Source organism: Cedecea sp. (assembly GCF_036500665.1).
GTDB lineage: Bacteria > Pseudomonadota > Gammaproteobacteria > Enterobacterales > Enterobacteriaceae > Cedecea.
Genome location: NZ_DASYBS010000180.1, coordinates 1 through 17,046, shown reverse-complemented (window position 1 = coordinate 17,046; position 17,046 = coordinate 1). Strand labels below are relative to the sequence as shown.

The window sequence follows — 17,046 nt, the reverse complement described above, 5'->3', positions numbered from 1 at the left end:
TACTGGACTTTTGTAATATCCGATGAAAAATGCGATCGCTCTCAAAGAGTTGGTCATTTCGCTAACGAACGCGTATTTGCTGCAACCTGTGAGGCACATCGCATTTCGACGGGGATATTACATTTATCTAGTTTTTAACAGTTTTGTCAGATAGCCCCTCCCCTTTTCCCCGCTCTATGCTATCGCCAGACCCTATTTGAATTGAGGAGAACGGCCATGGCCCAGGTTGTGGAATTTATCTGTACCTTGCCCAACGGTGTGCACGCCCGCCCGGCAAGCCTAGTGGAAACGCTGTGCAATACTTTCTCATCGGCGATTGAGTGGCACAATTTGCGCAGCGGCCGCAGGGGCAATGCCCGCAGCGCGCTGGCGATTATTGGCACCGACACCCTCACCGGCGACGCCTGCGAGCTGCGGATCGAAGGGCCGGACGAAGCCAGCGCTCACCAGAAACTCAGCGCCTGGTTTCAGCAGGAGTTCCCGCACTGTGATGCGCCGCTTGAGCACGCCAGCGAGCAGGAGATGGATGCGCTGCCGGCATCGTTAACTCATCTGAACCCGACGCTGATCCGCGGCCGCGCAGTGTGCAGCGGAAGCGCGGGTGGCACGCTGACGGCAATCACCGCGCTGAACCTCAGTACGCTCAGGGATTTGCCGACGGCCACCTCGCAGGAGGAGGAGCGGGTCGCGCTGGATAACGGCCTGATCCTGCTGGCGAAAACGCTGTCGCTGCGCCAGCTCGACAGCGACAGCACCACCAGTGCCATCCTCGACGCTCACCGCTCGCTGGTCACCGACACTAGCCTGCGCCAGCATCTGCTTGAGGGCATCATGGAGGGTTTGAGCTGCGCCGAAGCTATTGTCCGCAGCGCTCAGCACTTCAGCGACACCTTCGCGCAGTCCGCCAGTCGCTATTTGCAGGAGCGCGTGCTGGACGTCACCGACGTCTGCTATCAGCTGCTTCAGCAGATTTACGGTGAGGCGCGCTTCCCGGCTCCGGGTCAGCTGACCCGGCCCTCCATCTGCATGGCCGACGAGCTGACGCCGGGCCAGTTTCTCGAACTCGATAAAACCCTGCTGAAGGGTTTGATTCTGCAAAGCGGCGGCACGACGTCGCATACGGTGATCCTCGCCCGCTCTTTCAATATTCCCACGCTGGTCGGTGTGGATATTTCGGCACTTTCCCGCTGGCAGCATCAGCCCGTCTGGCTCGATGGCAACACCGGCTCGGTGGTTGCCGAACCGACGCAGGCCATCAACCGCTACTATCAACAGGAAGCCCGCGTGCAGGCCGCGCTGCGTGAGCAGCAGAGCGTGTGGCTGGAAAGAGAGGCCAGAAGCGCCGACGGCATCCGCCTGGAAGTGGCCGCCAACATCGCCCATGCCGTTGAAGCGCAGGCGGCCTTCGGCAACGGGGCCGAAGCGGTCGGCCTGTTCCGCACCGAAATGCTCTACATGGACCGCGCTTCCGCGCCTACGGAAGATGAGCTCTACAACCTGTTCTGCCAGGCGCTGGCGTCCGCAACCGGACGCAGCATTATCGTGCGCACCATGGACATCGGCGGCGACAAGCCGGTGGACTACCTGAATATTCCGGCCGAAAACAACCCGTTCCTCGGCTATCGCGCGGTGCGTATTTATGAAGAGTACGCGGCGCTGTTTACCACCCAGCTGCGGTCGATCCTGCGGGCTTCCGCCCACGGCAAACTGAAGATCATGATCCCGATGATCTCCTCGATGGAGGAGATCCTGTGGGTGAAAGAGAAACTCGCCGAAGCCAAACAGCAGCTGCGGGCCGCCCAGATCCCGTTTGATGAAAAAATCCCGCTCGGCATCATGCTCGAAGTGCCGTCGGTGATGTTCATCATCGACCAGTGCTGCGAAGAGATCGACTTCTTCAGCATCGGCAGCAACGACCTGACCCAGTATCTGCTGGCGGTCGATCGCGATAACGCCAAAGTGACGCGCCACTACAACAGCCTGAACCCTGCGTTTCTCCGCGCGCTGGATTTTGCGGTCCAGGCCGTACACCGCCAGGGGAAATGGATTGGCCTGTGCGGCGAGCTGGGTGCGAAAGGCTCAGTGCTGCCGCTGCTGGTTGGGCTTGGTCTCGATGAGATCAGCATGGGCGCGCCCGCGATCCCCTCGACAAAAGCACGCCTCGCGCAGCTCGACAGCCGCGCCTGTCGTCAGTTGCTCAATCAGGCCATGGCCTGCCGCACCTCGCTGGAAGTGGAGCACCTGCTGGCGCAGTTCCGCATGACCCAGCAGGACGCGCCGCTGATCGCCACCCGCTGCATCTCGCTGGATAACGACTGGCAGAGCAAAGAAGAGGTGCTTAAAGGCATGACCGACAACCTGCTGCTGGCCGGGCGCTGCCGCTATCCCCGCAGGCTGGAAGCCGATCTCTGGGCCCGCGAAGCCGTCTTTTCGACCGGCCTCGGCTTCAGCTTCGCCATTCCGCACAGCAAATCGGAGCACATCGAACAATCCACCATCAGCATGGCGCGCCTGCCAAAGCCGGTTCAGTGGGGCGAAGAAGAAGCGCAGTTCATCATCATGCTGACGCTAAATAAACACGCCGCGGGCGATCGGCATATGCGCATCTTCTCGCGCCTCGCCCGCCGCATCATGCATCAGGAATTTCGCCACGCCCTGGTGAGCGCGGCTTCGCCAGAAGCAATCGCCAGCCTGCTGCAACACGAATTGGAACTCTGACCTGAGGAACCCCCATGGAACTGTATCTCGATACCGCAAACGTCACTGAAGTCCGTCGCCTGGCCCGTATTTATCCGATTGCAGGCGTCACCACTAACCCGAGCATTATCGCCGCCGGGAAAACGCCGCTGTGGGAAGTGCTCCCGCAGCTGCAGGAGGCCATCGGCCCTCAGGGCAGGCTTTTTGCCCAGACGATAAGCCGCCAGGCGGAAGGCATGGTGGCCGAAGCGAAGCGTCTGGCGAATCGGCTGCCCGACATCGTGGTCAAAATTCCGGTGACGGCCGAAGGGCTGGCAGCGATTAAGGTTTTAAAGAGTGAAGGTATTCCGACCCTCGGCACCGCGGTGTACAGCGCCTCGCAGGGCTTGCTCGCCGCGCTGGCGGGCGCGGAGTACGTCGCACCTTACGTCAACCGTGTCGATGCGCAGGGCGGTGACGGGATTCAGACCGTGCGTGAGCTGCAGGCCCTGCTGGATCTTCACGCCCCGCAAAGCAAGGTGCTGGCCGCCAGCTTTAAAACACCGCGCCAGGCACTGGACTGCCTGCTCGTCGGCTGCAAAGCGATCACCCTTCCCTTAGACGTAGCGCAACAAATGCTCGGCACGCCCGCAGTTGAGTCAGCTATTGAGAAGTTTGAGCTGGACTGGGAAAACGCCTTTGGCAATCTCAACCTATAAGGAGTGATGTACGGACCGGATCATTCAATCGTCAGGCAAATGCTCGCAAAATGAAATCAACAACTTACGTGAGATCGCCGTGAGCGCAAAATATCAGGCGGTGATGCTGGTTGCCGATAAATACGGCCAGCAGTGTTTACTGCGCTGGGAATAAGACAAAAGGCCCTCATTGAGGTAATGCCGATCGGTTAACGATCAATTCACCGATCCGGTGGCTGTGTAAGAATCCGTAGTCTCTCCAGGGATTACGGATTTCTTATGTTACTCAGCCAGGCTCTCGACGCCGTTCATAAATTTTCCCCACACGAATTTGTTGCGCTTGCAGACCTGCTTTCACCTGAACTGATTAATGAATGTCTGGCGGATGCAGGCGTCGTCACGTTGCGTAAACGCCGTCTTTCCATGGAAATGATGGTATGGGCTATCACCGGAATGGTGCTGTTTCGTTCTCATTCCATGAGTCAGATCGTGTCCCACATGGATATCCTGTTGCCCGGTCATCGATCTTTTGTCGCCCCGAGTGCCGTCGTTCAGGCTCGCCAGCGGCTCGGGGAGAATATCCTCCGACTGATGAGAGCGGTTAAAAAGAGGCCGCAACGCTATGCGCTGCGGCCTCATTCAAAAGCTTTACTGGCAAGCACCCGGCGCGGTGGCCGGGTTTCAGGAGAGAGAAAACTCAGTGCAGCTTCAGGCGCGGACGGATCACGCGGTTAATGCTGCCCACCAGCATCATCAGGCCGGTTTTGAAGTAGCCGTGCAGCGCAATCTGGTGCATACGGTACAGGGAGATGTACACGAAGCGGGCGATGCGGCCTTCTACCATCATCGATCCGCGCATCAGGTTACCCATCAGGCTGCCGACGGTGGAGAATTTGGACAGCGAAACCAGTGAGCCGTGATCTTTGTAGCTGTAAGCTTTGAGCGGCTGGCCCTTCATCTGCGCAAGGATGTTGGTCAACGCGCGGGAAGCCATCTGGTGTGCGGCCTGAGCACGTGGAGGCACAAAACCACCTTCCGGGCGAGCGCAGGAAGCGCAGTCGCCGATAGCGTAGATATCCGGGTCGCGCGTGGTCTGCAGCGTCGGCTCAACCACCAGCTGGTTGATGCGGTTAGTCTCAAGGCCGCCGATGTCTTTCATAAAGTCCGGCGCTTTGATGCCCGCCGCCCAGACCATCAGGTCAGCTTCGATAAACTCACCGTCTTTGGTGTTCAGGCCATGCGCTTCGGCGCTGGTGACCATTGTTTGGGTCAACACGCGAACGCCAAGCTTGGTCAGTTCGCTGTGTGCCGCGGCGGAAATGCGCGGCGGCAGCGCAGGCAGAATACGCTCGCCGGCTTCGACCAGCGTGACGTTCAGCGCTTCGTTGGTCAGCCCTTTGTAGCCGTAGCTGTGCAGCTGCTTAACGGCGTTATGCAGCTCAGCGGACAGCTCAACCCCCGTCGCCCCACCGCCGACGATGGCGATGTTAACCTTGCCGCTCGCGCCGAGGTTCGAGGAGTACTTCAGGAACAGGTTCAGCATCTCTGAATGGAAACGACGCGCCTGATGCGGGTTGTCGAGGAAGATGCAGTTTTCTTTTACGCCCGGGGTATTGAAGTCGTTGGAGGTACTCCCCAGCGCCATCACCAGCGTGTCGTAAGGCAGCTTGCGCTCAGGCACCAGCAGCTCGCCTTTCTCATCGCGCAGCTCGGCGATAGTCAGCGTTTTGCTTTCACGGTTAATGTCCACCACGGAGCCCAGCTGGAACTGGAAGTGGTGATTACGCGCGTGCGCCAGGTAGCTCAGCGCATCTACGCCTTCATCCAGCGAACCGGTAGCCACTTCGTGCAGCAGCGGCTTCCACAGATGGCTGTGGTTACGATCCACCAGAGTGATTTTGGCTTTTTTACCGCGTCCCAGTTTTTTACCCAGCTGAGTCGCAAGCTCCAGACCACCCGCTCCACCGCCGACAATCACTATTTTTTTCAATGGCGTAGTCAACTTGACCCCCTAAAATATTAACCAATTGTTAACTAAAAGTTATCTAAATAGCCTTTAATTAACAAAGGGTTACTGCACCTTTAACGCTAAACTTTATCGAGAATAACATGAAGGGTGCATTGGTCATACCAAAATTGATATACATCAATTTTTATGCCGAAAAGATAAACAAAAGGCCAGCACGAAGCTGGCCATGACATTTTCCCTAAATAATTCGAGTTGCAGGACGGCGGCAAAGCCGGGCCCCCCCAGTCACATAGCTAACTATGTGACTGGGGTGACAAATCTGTCTGGAACAGATTTGAACGCTGCTCACAGCGGCCCTTTAGGGTGAGGCTCAGGGATGAGCCGAATAACAGGTGCAGCCAACACACCTGCAGCTTGAAGTATGACGGGAAAAATTAGCCCAGGGTTTTAAAGGCCTTAATGCGCTGTAAATGCGGGGAGATATTTTTGAATTTATGCGTCTGCTGATCGTCCCAGACTATCTCATAGTAGTGGTGCAGCGCTTCAGCCGTACGCCGGTTATCCAGCGCTTCGTCGTTGCGTGAGAGAATGGCCAGGCAGCGATCTCGGTTCTTCTCACGGAAGTTTTGCACGCACTTCGTCGTGATATCGGCGTACTCTTCCGGTCTGTCAATCTTACCCTCCATGTTTTCATGGGGGTAAAGGTTCGGATTGAAGATGACCTGCCGTATATCGCAAAGAAAACCGATGCGTTCGGCCCAGAACCCGCCCAAACCCACGCCGCAAATCAGCGGCCGCTCGTCGTCGGTAAGCTGCTGCATCTTATCGACTTCTTTCAGCAGATGCTGCATGTCGTGCTTCGGGTGCAGCGTGCTGTAGCTGATAAGCCGCACGTCGGGATCGATAAACTGAAGTTGCAGCACTTTTTCATGGTTACCGGGACTGTTTGAGTCAAAACCGTGTAAATAGATAATCATTGCATCCTCACCACGCGAAACCGGGCCTCCAGGCCCGAATATTAGACGCCCGCCTTCTGGGCCTGCCACTGCTCGTGCAGCGCTTCCAGCTGCTGGTTCACCTGCTTCCAGCGCGCCGATGAACGCAGCGCCTGGCGGGTAAATGAACCCTGATGATACAAACCTGTAACACGCTCTGCTTTGACCGGAGACAGGTTATCCAGCACGCTCACGGCCCCTTTACGATTATTGCAGACAAGGATCATATCGCAACCTGCGTCCAGCGATGCCTGCCCACGCTCGGCGTAGCTGCCCATGATGGCCGCGCCTTCCATCGACAGATCGTCAGAGAAGATTACGCCGTTAAAGCCCAGCTCACCGCGCAGTACCGTTTTTAGCCAATACTCTGAGCCGCTCGCCGGGCGCGGGTCAACTTCATCGTAGATGACGTGGGCTGGCATAATGGCATCCAGCTTGTTCTCGCTAATCAGCGAGGCGAAAATGCGCATATCATGTTCGCGAATTTCCGCTTTAGACCGTGGATCGTGCGGCGTTTCTTTGTGGGAATCGGCAGTGACTGCCCCATGCCCCGGGAAGTGTTTGCCGGTGGTTTTCATGCCTGCGGCATGCATTCCGTCGATAAAACGGGTCGCCATCGCCAGCGCCTTCACCGGATCTTCATGGTAAGAGCGCTCGCCAATGGCCGCGCTGATATGCCCGATATCCAGCACCGGCGCAAAACTGATGTCGATATCCATGGCAATCATTTCGCTTGCCATCAGCCAACCGGCCTCTTCCGCCAGCTTACCGCCCTCTTCCAGGCCGTGGAGCGCCGCGAAAGATTGTGCCGCGGGCAGACGAGTAAACCCTTCACGGAAACGCTGTACTCGACCGCCTTCCTGGTCGACGGCCACAACAAGACGATTACGCGAAGCTTCGCGGATCTGGCGAACCAGCTCGCGTAGCTGCTCCGGATCGTGGTAATTACGGGTAAACAGAATTAAACCGCCGACCAGCGGGTGCTGCAAAATTTCACGCTCTTCAGCATCCAGCTCAAAGCCGGCCACATCCAACATTACTGGGCCCACAATATTCTCTCCTGATGTTTCATCGCCCGCAGTGCGCACCACGCGTCGTCTGCCAGCGTAATAAAGTGTTGCTCCCCGGTTTGCTGCCAGCGGCATTCGTACCAGGACGCCATTAATAGCGTTATCCAGGGCTCCCAGCGCGAAACCTGGCGACGAAGCGCCTCAACGCAGAGCGATGCCTGAGTGGCATAGTGCACCAGTAACGCTTCGCTATCGACGGTATTCGCGGCCTGCACCGCGGCCAGCTCCAGCGCAATATCGCCGTCTCCGGCATATTCCCAGTCGATAAGCCCCAGCCGCTCGCCCTGCCGCACCAGATTTCCCGCATGAACATCCATATGCAAGGGCGCAAGCCGGATGGGATGAGGCTCTTTACGCCGTTTCAGGCGCTTTAATTCACGTAGCCAGCTTAGGGTTCGCCTTTTCGGGTCGCTTTCCTGCCAGTAGAAATCAAGCAGCGGCGCCAGGCTTATCCTCCAGCCAAAGAGCGGCTGCCGATGAAGATAATACAATAAGCCCGTTAATTCAGTGAGCGAAGCCAGATGGGGGGATACTTCGCCCTCCAGCCAGTGGGTCAGCAGCCAACCTTCTGCCAGGCAAAAAGGCGCGGGGGCAATGCCAGCGGGTAGCCGCTTAAGCGCACGATAGTGTCGCTGTAGGGAGAGCCCGGGCAGACGCTGTGCGGGAAGTTTTCTCGCCGCAAAGCTCCCTTCCTCAGTGACGACCCGATAACTTGTCCCGCTAAGTCCTTCGAGAGCGGAAAAACAACCGGCGGCCTGAGCCGCCGGAAGGTATCGAGCCACCACAGCATCGAGCGATGCTTTAGTTGGCTTGCTGAACAGCACCGCTACCCGACCAGATAATTTCGCCGGTTTGCACCAGCATCAGCTGCATTTTCAGCGTTGGCGTGTTGACGTTGCCGCTGGCGTTGGTATAGAGCACGTACTGCGCACCGGTATTTCGTGCGATGCCGATGGCTTTGCTGCGTGAGCCTAAGCTGTCTTGCGGAGAAAGGCCAAGCTGCTGCTTCGCCATTGAGAGCTGCTGAGCAGACACCAGGGTGAACTTGTTATTGTTCGCCAGCGCCCCGCGCAAAGCCTCCGTCGCGCTGCTGGTTTGCAGGCTGCCGTTGGTGCGGTTGTTGACGCTGTCCACCAGCAACACGCTACCCGGCGTGACGCCGTCCGCCTGCAGCATTTTACCGACCATCGGCTGCATGGCACCGTTCCAGTCGTAGGCGCGTACCTTTGGCTGAGCTGGAATAGTCGGCTGCGGTTGCTCAACAGGCCCTGGCTGCGTTGGCACTGTCGGCTCTGGCTGAGCGGGTTGCTCTACGCCGGGTTTAGCCTCTTCTACCGGGGCTGGCTGTTCGCCACGATGAATACACCCGGTCAGTATCAGCGCCACCGCGGTGACGGCCAGATAACGATGAAGTCCCCTAATCAAAATTCGCTCCTTACAGAGAGAGAAAGACGTACTTTTTTAGCCCCCGGCCAGGCTGCCGTAGAGTCAATGCGCTGCGTAGACTGTGCCGGGAGGGTAACGGTACGCACTTTTTCAAGCGGGTGGATTTCCAGCCCTTTTGCGTCGTACCAGTAAAAACGATAGTACAACGTGACCGGTTTGCGCTGCTCATTATACAGCGAAGACTCGGCCACCGTGGCACCGTTCCGCTGAGAGATATCCGGTTTTTCAGCGCTAATCCCGGCAGCCAGTACCGCGGCTTCCATCACCAACGTTTGGTCATTGTTCACCGGAATGGCCGGACGAGAATTACAGCCCGCCACCATTAGTATCGCTAACAGACACAGGAAAAAGCGCGACATTGGATCAGTCCTTATGCGCCAGCATTGGGCCGAGTGGCCGACCGCCCAGCAGGTGCATATGAATATGGTACACCTCCTGACCACCGTGGCGGTTGCAGTTCATAATCAGGCGGTATCCCTCGGCGGCAATCCCTTCCTGCTCTGCAATTTTTGCCGCAACGGTCATCATGCGCCCCAGCGCAAGCTCGTGCTCGGCCTTGACGTCATTGGCGGTAGGGATCAGCACGTTAGGAATGATGAGAATATGGGTAGGTGCCTGAGGGGAAATATCGCGAAATGCGGTAACCAGTTCGTCCTGATAAACCACATCCGCCGGAATTTCACGACGAATAATTTTACTGAAAATAGTTTCTTCGGCCATGACCTGTTCCTTGAAGGAGAAAACGGTGATGGGAGTATGAGCGAGGCGCTCATTCGACTCAACCTTCTGAGTGCTTTTCTTTGGTTAAGTGCTGGCCTTTAAAACAAAAAAGGGAGGCTTTCGCCTCCCTTATCGCTCCCCGAACAAACTTAGTTGTTACGGATCCACTCATCCATTTCGGTTTTCAGGTTATCGGACTTGGTGCCGAAGATAGCCTGAACGCCGGAACCTGCGACAACTACACCTGCTGCACCCAGTTTCTTCAGGCCAGCCTGGTCGACTTTAGCAACGTCGGCCACGCTAACACGCAGACGGGTAATACAGGCGTCGAGGTTAGTGATGTTTTCTTTACCGCCGAAAGCGCTAACCAGAGCAGGTGCCATTTCGCTGGTGGCGCCAGCGGTGGTTTCTGCAGTGGCGTCTTCACGACCCGGGGTTTTCAGATCCAGCGCCTTAATCAGTACGCGGAAAATGGTGTAGTACACGATCGCATAGCAAATACCGACAATCGGGAACAACCACAGTTTGCTGCTGTTGCCGCTCAGCACGATGAAGTCAATCAGACCATGCGAGAAGGACGTCCCGTCGCGCATACCCAGCAGAATACAGATTGGGAATGCCAGACCGGCCAGAATCGCGTGAATGATGTACAGGATCGGCGCAACGAACATGAAGGAGAACTCGATTGGCTCGGTAATCCCGGTCAGGAACGAAGTCAGCGCGGCGGAGATCATGATACCGCCCACTTTTGCACGGTTCTCTGGTTTAGCAGAGTGCCAGATAGCAATCGCAGCGGCTGGCAGGCCGTACATTTTGAACAGGAAGCCACCGGACAGTTTGCCCGCAGTTGGGTCGCCTGCCATATAACGTGGGATATCGCCGTGGAACACCTGACCTGCAGCGTTAGTGTATTCACCAATCTGCATCTGGAATGGAACGTTCCAGATGTGGTGCAGACCAAACGGAACCAGGCAACGCTCGATGAAGCCATAGATACCGAATGCTACCACTGGGTTCTGGTAAGCAGCCCACTGAGAGAAGGTCTGGATAGCAGTCCCGATTGGCGGCCAGATGAAGGACAGCACAACGCCGGTGAAGATAGCGGCCAGACCGGAAATGATCGGCACAAAGCGCTTACCAGCGAAGAAGCCCAGATACTCAGGCAGCTTGATACGGTAAAAGCGGTTAAACATGTACGCGGCAATCGCACCGGAGATAATACCGCCGAGAACGCCGGTATCCGCCAGGTGTTTAGCGGCAATTTCTTCCGCCGGAAGATGCAGTACCAGAGGGGCAACCACGGCCATGGTTTTCACCATGATGCCATAGGCTACAACGGAAGCCAGTGCGGAAACGCCGTCGTTGTTAGTGAAGCCCAGCGCTACACCGATAGCGAAGATAAGCGGCATGTTGGCGAAGACAGAACCGCCCGCTTCCGCCATAACGTGGGACACGACGACCGGCAGCCAGCTGAAGTTTGCAGACCCGACGCCCAGCAGGATACCTGCGATAGGCAGTACGGATACTGGCAGCATCAGCGATTTACCCACCTTTTGCAGGTTAGCAAATGCATTCTTAAACATAATAGAGAGTGCTCCTGAGTATTTGTGCTTTTTTTGTACGCATTTACGCATCGAACCGGGGGGAGAACCGGCCCATAAACAGGACATCTAAGTGTCCTTTTATTTATTACGCAGAGTAAAATAAATAACGAAAACTTTGTTTGACGGCTATCACGTTTCTCAGCCAGCCGAGCGAAAAACTTTCATTAATTTACACAACATACGTACAAATGGTTCAAAACGAGCATGCACCGCCCATTTTATGGCGGTGCACTTTACTCGCTTAGGCTATTAATTACGAGCTTTAAAATAACTATGGATTTCAGAGAGATTGCAGGCGGGACAAGGGAATATGGAACAAATCAGTAAAGTTCTGCGTGGTAGCCACCGCCAGTTCTTCCAGCGAAACACCTTTCAAAACGGCCATATACTCCGCCACATCGCGCGTCATTGCCGGCTGATTTTCCTTGCCGCGGTGCGGAACGGGCGCAAGATACGGTGAGTCTGTCTCCACCAGAATTCTGTCCAGCGGTACATAACGCGCCGCATCGCGCAGCTGCTCGGCATTACGGAAGGTCACAATGCCGGAAAAAGAGATATAAAACCCCATATCCAGCAGTTTGGCCGCCGTTTCTCTGTCTTCCGTGAAACAGTGTAGTACCCCTCCGCACTCTGTCACTTTTTCTTCCTGCAGAATGCTCAGGGTATCGGCCCGGGCATCACGGGTATGCACAATCACCGGCTTGTTCAGCTCGCGACCAATGCGAATGTGGTTGCGGAAAGATTCCTGCTGGCGCGGTTTTGTTTCCGGCGTGTAGAAATAATCCAGCCCCGTCTCCCCCATTGCAACTACGCCCGGTTCGGCGGCAAGGCGACGCAGCGCTTCAACGTCATATTCTTCATCCTGGTTCAGCGGATGGACGCCACACGAAAACGCTACGTTATCTCGCTCGCCTACCAGCTCACGCATCCCGCGATAGCCATCAAGCGTTGTGGCGACAGCCAGGCAAAATTTAACGTCCCTTGCGGCGGCTTTGTCCAGAACGTCATCGACGTTTTTATGCAGGGATTGGTAGTCCAGGCCATCAAGGTGGCAGTGTGAGTCAACCAGAAACATAGTAATACTCTTAGAGATGATGTGAGGGAAGCAGTGCGTCGGGCCGGGCCAGACGCTCCCACGTAAGAAGACTTTCTGTGAGCAACAGCTCGCGGTTAACGCCGACCACGTTGAGCAACTCTTCGCGGCAGGTAAACCAGTGGTTTAGCAAGCTTTGCAATACGGCTGGTGAATATCTGGCACTCAGTCTAACCACCAGCGGTTGCATATCGACGTTCGTCAGCCAGGCACCAGCCCCTTGCTGCCATTTAAGGGCATCAACCAGCAGCGCGCAGAGCCAGTGAACGCGGCGGGCTGCGTCCTCGTGATTCAGGGCGGGCAGCAGTGCCAGCATGTTATCCGTCTCAACCGCCTGAACTAACTTCTCGCACAGCTGCTGGCGAACCTTCCATTGTTCCGGCTGCAAGAGTGCCAGTGCGGCGGCGGGTGCACCTGAGCTGAGGCGCAGTGCAGCCTGCAACTCGGCCATAGAGAGACTTATCTCACGCTCGAGCCATGCCAGAGAAAAACGTTCATCCGGTGGCGCAAGGTGCCAGTAAAGGCAGCGGCTGCGCAACGTCGCAGGTAAATGCGCGGGTTCACGGCTGCTCAGAAAGAACCAGGTATTTTTCGGCGGCTCTTCCAGCGTCTTCAGCAGCGCATTCGCCGCGGCTTCGGTGAGCATATCGGCGTCTTTAAGCCAGACAACTTTGGCCCCGCCCTGCTGGGCGTGACCATACAGCTTCTCGGTAATGACGCGAACCACATCGATCCCGAGGCTGGATTTGCCCTTTTCTACCTCAAGGGAGTAGCTGTCGGGATGCGTTCCCGCCTGCATCAGCTGGCAGCTATGGCAGCGGCCGCAGCTTTTGTTGCCCTCCGGACTCTGGCACATTAGCCAGCGGCACAGGGCATAGATTAACGCGTCGTCCCCCAGCCCAGGCAGAGCATGAACCAACAGAGCATGATGTCCGCGGCCGGCCTGATAGTGGCCGATAAGCTGCTCGAATGCGCCGCGTAGCCACGGATACCATTTCACTATTTTTGCTCCCGGAACCAGCTCAGAACGGCCTCGCGCACGGCCAGGGAAACATCCTCCAGCGGACGGGTTGCATCAATGGTTTTGATGCGGCTGTCGCTGTTTGCCAGCTCCAGATAGCGAGCACGAGTACGGTTAAAGAAGTCGATAGACTCCTGTTCAATGCGGTCAAGCTCGCCGCGCGCGCGGGCACGCGTCAGCCCGACTTCCGGCGTGACGTCCAGATAGATTGTTAAGTCAGGATAAAAATCCCCCAGCACCGTGTTGCGAAGCGCCATCAGCAAATTCTGGTCAATTTGACGCCCCCCCCCCTGATACGCCTGGGTTGAGAGATCGTGGCGGTCGCCAATCACCCAGCTACCTCGCGCCAGTGCGGGTTTGATCACCGTTTCAACAAGCTGGATGCGTGCCGCATAAAACATCAGCACCTCGGCTTTGTCCGTGACTTTCTCATCGCCAATACCGGCGTTATTGAGCGTTAGCTCGCGCAGTCGCTCGGCAAGGGGCGTGCCGCCGGGCTCGCGTGTGAAAACCAGCTCGCTGATACCCAGCTCTTTTAACGTCGCCACTACCACGTTATGGGCGTTGGTTTTGCCGGCACCTTCCAGTCCTTCGATGACGATAAATTTACTGTCCATTCTTATCCTTGAGAGCTTTGATATACACCTGCACCGCCTTGTTATGGCTGGCCAGGTTAGTGCTAAAGGTATGGCCACCCTTACCGTCAGCAACAAAATAGAGATACGGCGTTTTCGCCGGATGCGCCGCCGCCTGCAAAGACGCCTCGCTCGGCACGGCAATCGGGCCCGGCGGCATGCCGCTAATCACATAAGTGTTATAAGGTGTCGGGGTCTCGAGATCTTTGCGCGTTAGCTTACCATTATAGCTTTCCCCCATCCCGTAGATAACGGTGGGGTCGGTTTGCAGGCGCATGCCGATACGCAGGCGATTAATAAAGACGGAAGCGACCCGATCGCGCTCCCCGGCAACGGCGGTCTCTTTTTCAATAATCGAGGCCATGGTGACCAGATCGTTTTCGGTTTTGTACGGTAAGCCATCAACTTTACTCTCCCACGCCTGCGACACGGCCTTCACCATTTTTTGATGAACGCGCTTAAGAAGCGCAACGTCGGTGGTATTGGCGGTGTACATCCATGTGTCAGGATAGAACCAGCCTTCAACCCATTCCGGGTGCTCAAATTTAAGCATTTCCGCCACGGTCGCATAGCTGTCGTCTTTGAGCGTGTGCTGAATATAGGGCGCTTCACGCAGCTGCTCCAGCAAATCACTGAGGCGCATCCCTTCCACAAAACGCAGCGGGAACTGGGCCTCTTTTCCGCTGGCCAGCAGGCGCAGCATGTCGGTGACCGTCATGCCCGGCGTGAGGCGATAGGTACCCGCCTTAAATTTCGCCAGCTCAGGCTCTATGCGCAGCAGCCACTGGAAGACTCTTGGGCGCGTAATCAGCTTCTCATCATAAAGCTGAGTCCCTAGCGCCAGGCGTCCTGTACCCTGCTTCAGGGTGAAAATGGTTTCCTGTTTGACAGGCAGTGGCGCTTTGGCCAGCTGGCGTACCTTCCACATGCCTGCCCCGGCGGCAATTCCCAGGACAACCAGCAAAACAAGAAAGAAACGAAACATCTTTTTCATCGGCAATCGGTTACTCACAAAGTGGGGCTAAAAAATAGTAAAGCTCACGCGATGTATAGCGCCAGGTCTGAGCCTGATTAACCGGCACAATCGGCATCAACGCGTTGCAAATGATGACTTCATCCGCATCGGCCAGGATTTCCGGCCCTTCACTGACTTCACGTACCCGCCATGGGGAGTCGTTGAGATACGACATGATGCGTTGACGCATGGTTCCATTGACGCCCGCGCCATCGATACGCGGCGTGTAGACGTCATATCGCTTGCGCCAGAATAAATTAGCCGCACAGCATTCCACCAGGCTCCCTTCGCTGTCAAGAACCAGAGCCTCATGGGCTTCCGTCTGTTCAAGATGCGTGCGGATCAGCACCTGCTCAAGTCGATTAAGGTGTTTTATGCCCGCTAATGCTGGGTTGATCCCCAACCGCACCGGGCTAAGGGCCAAAGTGACCCCCTGCTCACGCCAGGCCGGGTAAAATGCAGGATAAGGGGAAATAGAAAGTATGCGCGTTGGCTGCGTACAGTTTGAGGCGCTATAGCCGCGCCCGCCGGCCCCACGAGAAATAATCACCTTCAGAACGGCACGGGATTCGGATGCTGCCAGCATAGTCATCTCTTCGTTGAGCCTGCCCCAGTCAACCGGCGCGATCGTCAGCGTCTCGCAGGCCTGCCGTAGCCGCCGAAGATGGTCGGCCTGAAAGCGAACAGTCCCGTCCACTACGCTTGCTGTGGTAAAGCAGCCATCGCCAAACTGAATCGCCCGGTCGTTCACCGGTAGCGTGTTTTGCGGTTGGCCGTTGATCAGGTACATAGGGATTCCTCACGATACGGAGCAGTAAGGTTGCCAGAGGGATGAGCGGGCGACAAGCGGGGAATTCTGAACAGCAAAATGGCCCGCAAGCGGGCCATTTTTAAGCGACGGTTAGATCTTTTTAAAGATCAGGGAACCGTTGGTGCCACCGAAACCGAAGGAGTTACACAGCGTGTACTCCATACCGCTAACCTGGCGAGCTTCGTGTGGAACAAAGTCCAGGTCGCAGCCAACATCCGGGTTATCGAGGTTGATAGTTGGCGGAACAGCCTGGTCGCGCAGCGCAAGGATTGAGTAGATGGATTCTACCGCCCCTGCCGCGCCTAACAGGTGGCCAGTCATCGATTTGGTTGAGCTCACCAGCACACGGCTGGCATCAGCGCCAAAGATAGACTTAACCGCCTGCGTTTCGGCTTTGTCGCCTGCTGGCGTCGAGGTACCGTGGGCGTTGACGTAGCCAATCTGCCCAGCAGAAACACCCGCATCACGCAGAGCGTTTTCCATCGCCAGCGCAGCACCTGCACCGTTTTCTGGTGGAGAAGTCATATGGTAAGCATCACTGCTCATACCAAAACCAACAACTTCTGCATAAATTTTCGCGCCGCGTTTTTTCGCGTGTTCGTACTCTTCCAGCACAATAACGCCTGCGCCATCACCAAGTACAAAACCGTCACGATCTTTATCCCACGGGCGGCTTGCCGCTTGAGGGTTATCGTTACGGGTAGACAATGCGCGAGCCGCGCCAAAGCCACCCACACCCAACGGGCTACTGGCTTTCTCTGCGCCACCGGCCAGCATCACATCGGCATCATTGTAGGCAATAATACGCGCCGCATGACCGATATTGTGCACACCAGAGGTACAAGCCGTGGCAATGGAAATACTCGGACCACGCAACCCCAGCATAATGGTCAGATGGCCTGCCACCATGTTAACAATGGTTGAGGGGACGAAGAATGGGCTGATCTTACGCGGACCACCGTTAACTAACGAGCTGTGGTTCTCTTCGATAAGAGTCAGGCCACCAATACCAGAGCCAATTGCAGCGCCGATACGAGTCGCATTTTCTTCCGTTACTTCCAGACCAGAATCCTGCATGGCCTGAATGCCAGCAACAATTCCATATTGAATGAACTCATCCATCTTGCGCTGATCTTTGCGCGAGATGATGTCTTCACAGTTAAAATCCTTTACTAAGCCAGCAAATTTCGTTGCATAGGCGCTAGTATCGAAATGGTCGATCAGGCTGATGCCACTCTGACCGGCAAGGAGAGCTTTCCAGGTAGACTCTACGGTATTGCCGACAGGAGACAA

At 56.3% G+C, this 17,046-nt stretch carries 16 protein-coding genes and 1 pseudogene; 3 read left to right on the top strand and 14 right to left on the bottom strand.

The window, feature by feature from the left end; all coding sequences use genetic code 11:
* Positions 1–216: 216 nt before the first annotated feature.
* The 3 genes and pseudogenes from ptsP to VGM55_RS26695 form a co-directional block, all read left to right on the top strand.
* On the top strand, positions 217–2,718 hold the full coding sequence (gene ptsP / locus VGM55_RS26705) for a phosphoenolpyruvate--protein phosphotransferase (RefSeq protein WP_154187651.1): 2,502 nt from the start codon (positions 217–219) through the stop codon (positions 2,716–2,718).
* Positions 2,719–2,732: 14 nt separating this feature from the next.
* Entirely contained in the window at positions 2,733–3,395 is a 663-nt protein-coding gene (fsa, locus tag VGM55_RS26700; protein WP_154187652.1) for a fructose-6-phosphate aldolase, read from the top strand.
* 258 nt (positions 3,396–3,653) lie between these two features.
* A pseudogene (locus tag VGM55_RS26695) lies at positions 3,654–3,968 on the top strand (transposase domain-containing protein); the annotation flags it as partial.
* 103 nt (positions 3,969–4,071) lie between these two features.
* Here VGM55_RS26695 and VGM55_RS26690 read toward each other — a convergent pair.
* From VGM55_RS26690 to fabF, 14 genes are all read right to left on the bottom strand, one after another.
* Positions 4,072–5,376 carry an NAD(P)/FAD-dependent oxidoreductase gene (locus VGM55_RS26690; protein WP_154187653.1) on the bottom strand — a complete coding sequence of 435 codons (1,305 nt, stop codon included), beginning with the start codon at positions 5,374–5,376 and terminating at the stop codon, positions 4,072–4,074.
* A 401-nt stretch (positions 5,377–5,777) separates the two neighbouring features.
* Positions 5,778–6,320: an alpha/beta hydrolase YcfP gene (gene ycfP, locus VGM55_RS26685; RefSeq protein WP_154187654.1), complete on the bottom strand. Its 543-nt coding sequence runs from the start codon at positions 6,318–6,320 to the stop codon at positions 5,778–5,780.
* Positions 6,321–6,361: 41 nt separating this feature from the next.
* Complete coding sequence (nagZ, locus tag VGM55_RS26680) at positions 6,362–7,387, bottom strand: beta-N-acetylhexosaminidase (RefSeq protein ID WP_331637256.1); 1,026 nt, start codon at positions 7,385–7,387, stop codon at positions 6,362–6,364.
* Entirely contained in the window at positions 7,375–8,232 is an 858-nt protein-coding gene (gene thiK, locus VGM55_RS26675; RefSeq protein ID WP_331637255.1) for a thiamine kinase, read from the bottom strand. Before thiK ends, nagZ begins: the two co-directional genes overlap by 13 nt.
* Positions 8,210–8,833 carry a penicillin-binding protein activator LpoB gene (gene lpoB, locus VGM55_RS26670; protein ID WP_331637254.1) on the bottom strand — a complete coding sequence of 208 codons (624 nt, stop codon included), beginning with the start codon at positions 8,831–8,833 and terminating at the stop codon, positions 8,210–8,212. The genes thiK and lpoB overlap by 23 nt, the downstream gene beginning before the upstream one ends.
* On the bottom strand, positions 8,830–9,213 hold the full coding sequence (locus VGM55_RS26665; RefSeq protein ID WP_154187657.1) for a YcfL family protein: 384 nt from the start codon (positions 9,211–9,213) through the stop codon (positions 8,830–8,832). The genes lpoB and VGM55_RS26665 overlap by 4 nt, the downstream gene beginning before the upstream one ends.
* 4 nt (positions 9,214–9,217) lie before the next feature.
* On the bottom strand, positions 9,218–9,574 hold the full coding sequence (hinT, locus tag VGM55_RS26660) for a purine nucleoside phosphoramidase (protein ID WP_154187658.1): 357 nt from the start codon (positions 9,572–9,574) through the stop codon (positions 9,218–9,220).
* Positions 9,575–9,723: 149 nt separating this feature from the next.
* A complete protein-coding gene (gene ptsG / locus VGM55_RS26655) occupies positions 9,724–11,157 on the bottom strand; it encodes a PTS glucose transporter subunit IIBC (RefSeq protein ID WP_126356783.1) in 1,434 nt (477 codons plus the stop codon).
* Positions 11,158–11,458: 301 nt separating this feature from the next.
* The gene (locus VGM55_RS26650; RefSeq protein ID WP_154187659.1) at positions 11,459–12,253 is read right to left on the bottom strand and encodes a metal-dependent hydrolase; all 795 of its coding nucleotides are present in this window, start codon (positions 12,251–12,253) and stop codon (positions 11,459–11,461) included.
* Positions 12,254–12,263: 10 nt separating this feature from the next.
* The gene (gene holB / locus VGM55_RS26645) at positions 12,264–13,271 is read right to left on the bottom strand and encodes a DNA polymerase III subunit delta' (RefSeq protein ID WP_331637253.1); all 1,008 of its coding nucleotides are present in this window, start codon (positions 13,269–13,271) and stop codon (positions 12,264–12,266) included.
* Complete coding sequence (gene tmk, locus VGM55_RS26640) at positions 13,271–13,909, bottom strand: dTMP kinase (RefSeq protein ID WP_154187661.1); 639 nt, start codon at positions 13,907–13,909, stop codon at positions 13,271–13,273. The genes holB and tmk overlap by 1 nt, the downstream gene beginning before the upstream one ends.
* On the bottom strand, positions 13,899–14,921 hold the full coding sequence (gene yceG, locus VGM55_RS26635) for a cell division protein YceG (RefSeq protein WP_331637252.1): 1,023 nt from the start codon (positions 14,919–14,921) through the stop codon (positions 13,899–13,901). Before yceG ends, tmk begins: the two co-directional genes overlap by 11 nt.
* A 10-nt stretch (positions 14,922–14,931) precedes the next feature.
* Entirely contained in the window at positions 14,932–15,732 is an 801-nt protein-coding gene (gene pabC, locus VGM55_RS26630; RefSeq protein WP_154187663.1) for an aminodeoxychorismate lyase, read from the bottom strand.
* A 111-nt stretch (positions 15,733–15,843) separates the two neighbouring features.
* Positions 15,844–17,046: beta-ketoacyl-ACP synthase II (fabF, locus tag VGM55_RS26625; RefSeq protein ID WP_331637251.1), on the bottom strand; the 1,203-nt coding region annotated here is incomplete at its 5' end.

What these genes read in the sequence shown, in the direction of transcription:
- hinT (WP_154187658.1), bottom strand. Translation starts at nt 9,574, where the DNA reads ATGGCCGAAGAAACTATTTTCAGTAAAATTATTCGTCGTGAAATTCCG.
- ptsG (WP_126356783.1), bottom strand. Translation starts at nt 11,157, where the DNA reads ATGTTTAAGAATGCATTTGCTAACCTGCAAAAGGTGGGTAAATCGCTG.
- VGM55_RS26665 (WP_154187657.1), bottom strand. Translation starts at nt 9,213, where the DNA reads ATGTCGCGCTTTTTCCTGTGTCTGTTAGCGATACTAATGGTGGCGGGC.
- fsa (WP_154187652.1), top strand. Translation starts at nt 2,733, where the DNA reads ATGGAACTGTATCTCGATACCGCAAACGTCACTGAAGTCCGTCGCCTG.
- tmk (WP_154187661.1), bottom strand. Translation starts at nt 13,909, where the DNA reads ATGGACAGTAAATTTATCGTCATCGAAGGACTGGAAGGTGCCGGCAAA.
- yceG (WP_331637252.1), bottom strand. Translation starts at nt 14,921, where the DNA reads ATGAAAAAGATGTTTCGTTTCTTTCTTGTTTTGCTGGTTGTCCTGGGA.
- pabC (WP_154187663.1), bottom strand. Translation starts at nt 15,732, where the DNA reads ATGTACCTGATCAACGGCCAACCGCAAAACACGCTACCGGTGAACGAC.
- VGM55_RS26650 (WP_154187659.1), bottom strand. Translation starts at nt 12,253, where the DNA reads ATGTTTCTGGTTGACTCACACTGCCACCTTGATGGCCTGGACTACCAA.
- ptsP (WP_154187651.1), top strand. Translation starts at nt 217, where the DNA reads ATGGCCCAGGTTGTGGAATTTATCTGTACCTTGCCCAACGGTGTGCAC.
- ycfP (WP_154187654.1), bottom strand. Translation starts at nt 6,320, where the DNA reads ATGATTATCTATTTACACGGTTTTGACTCAAACAGTCCCGGTAACCAT.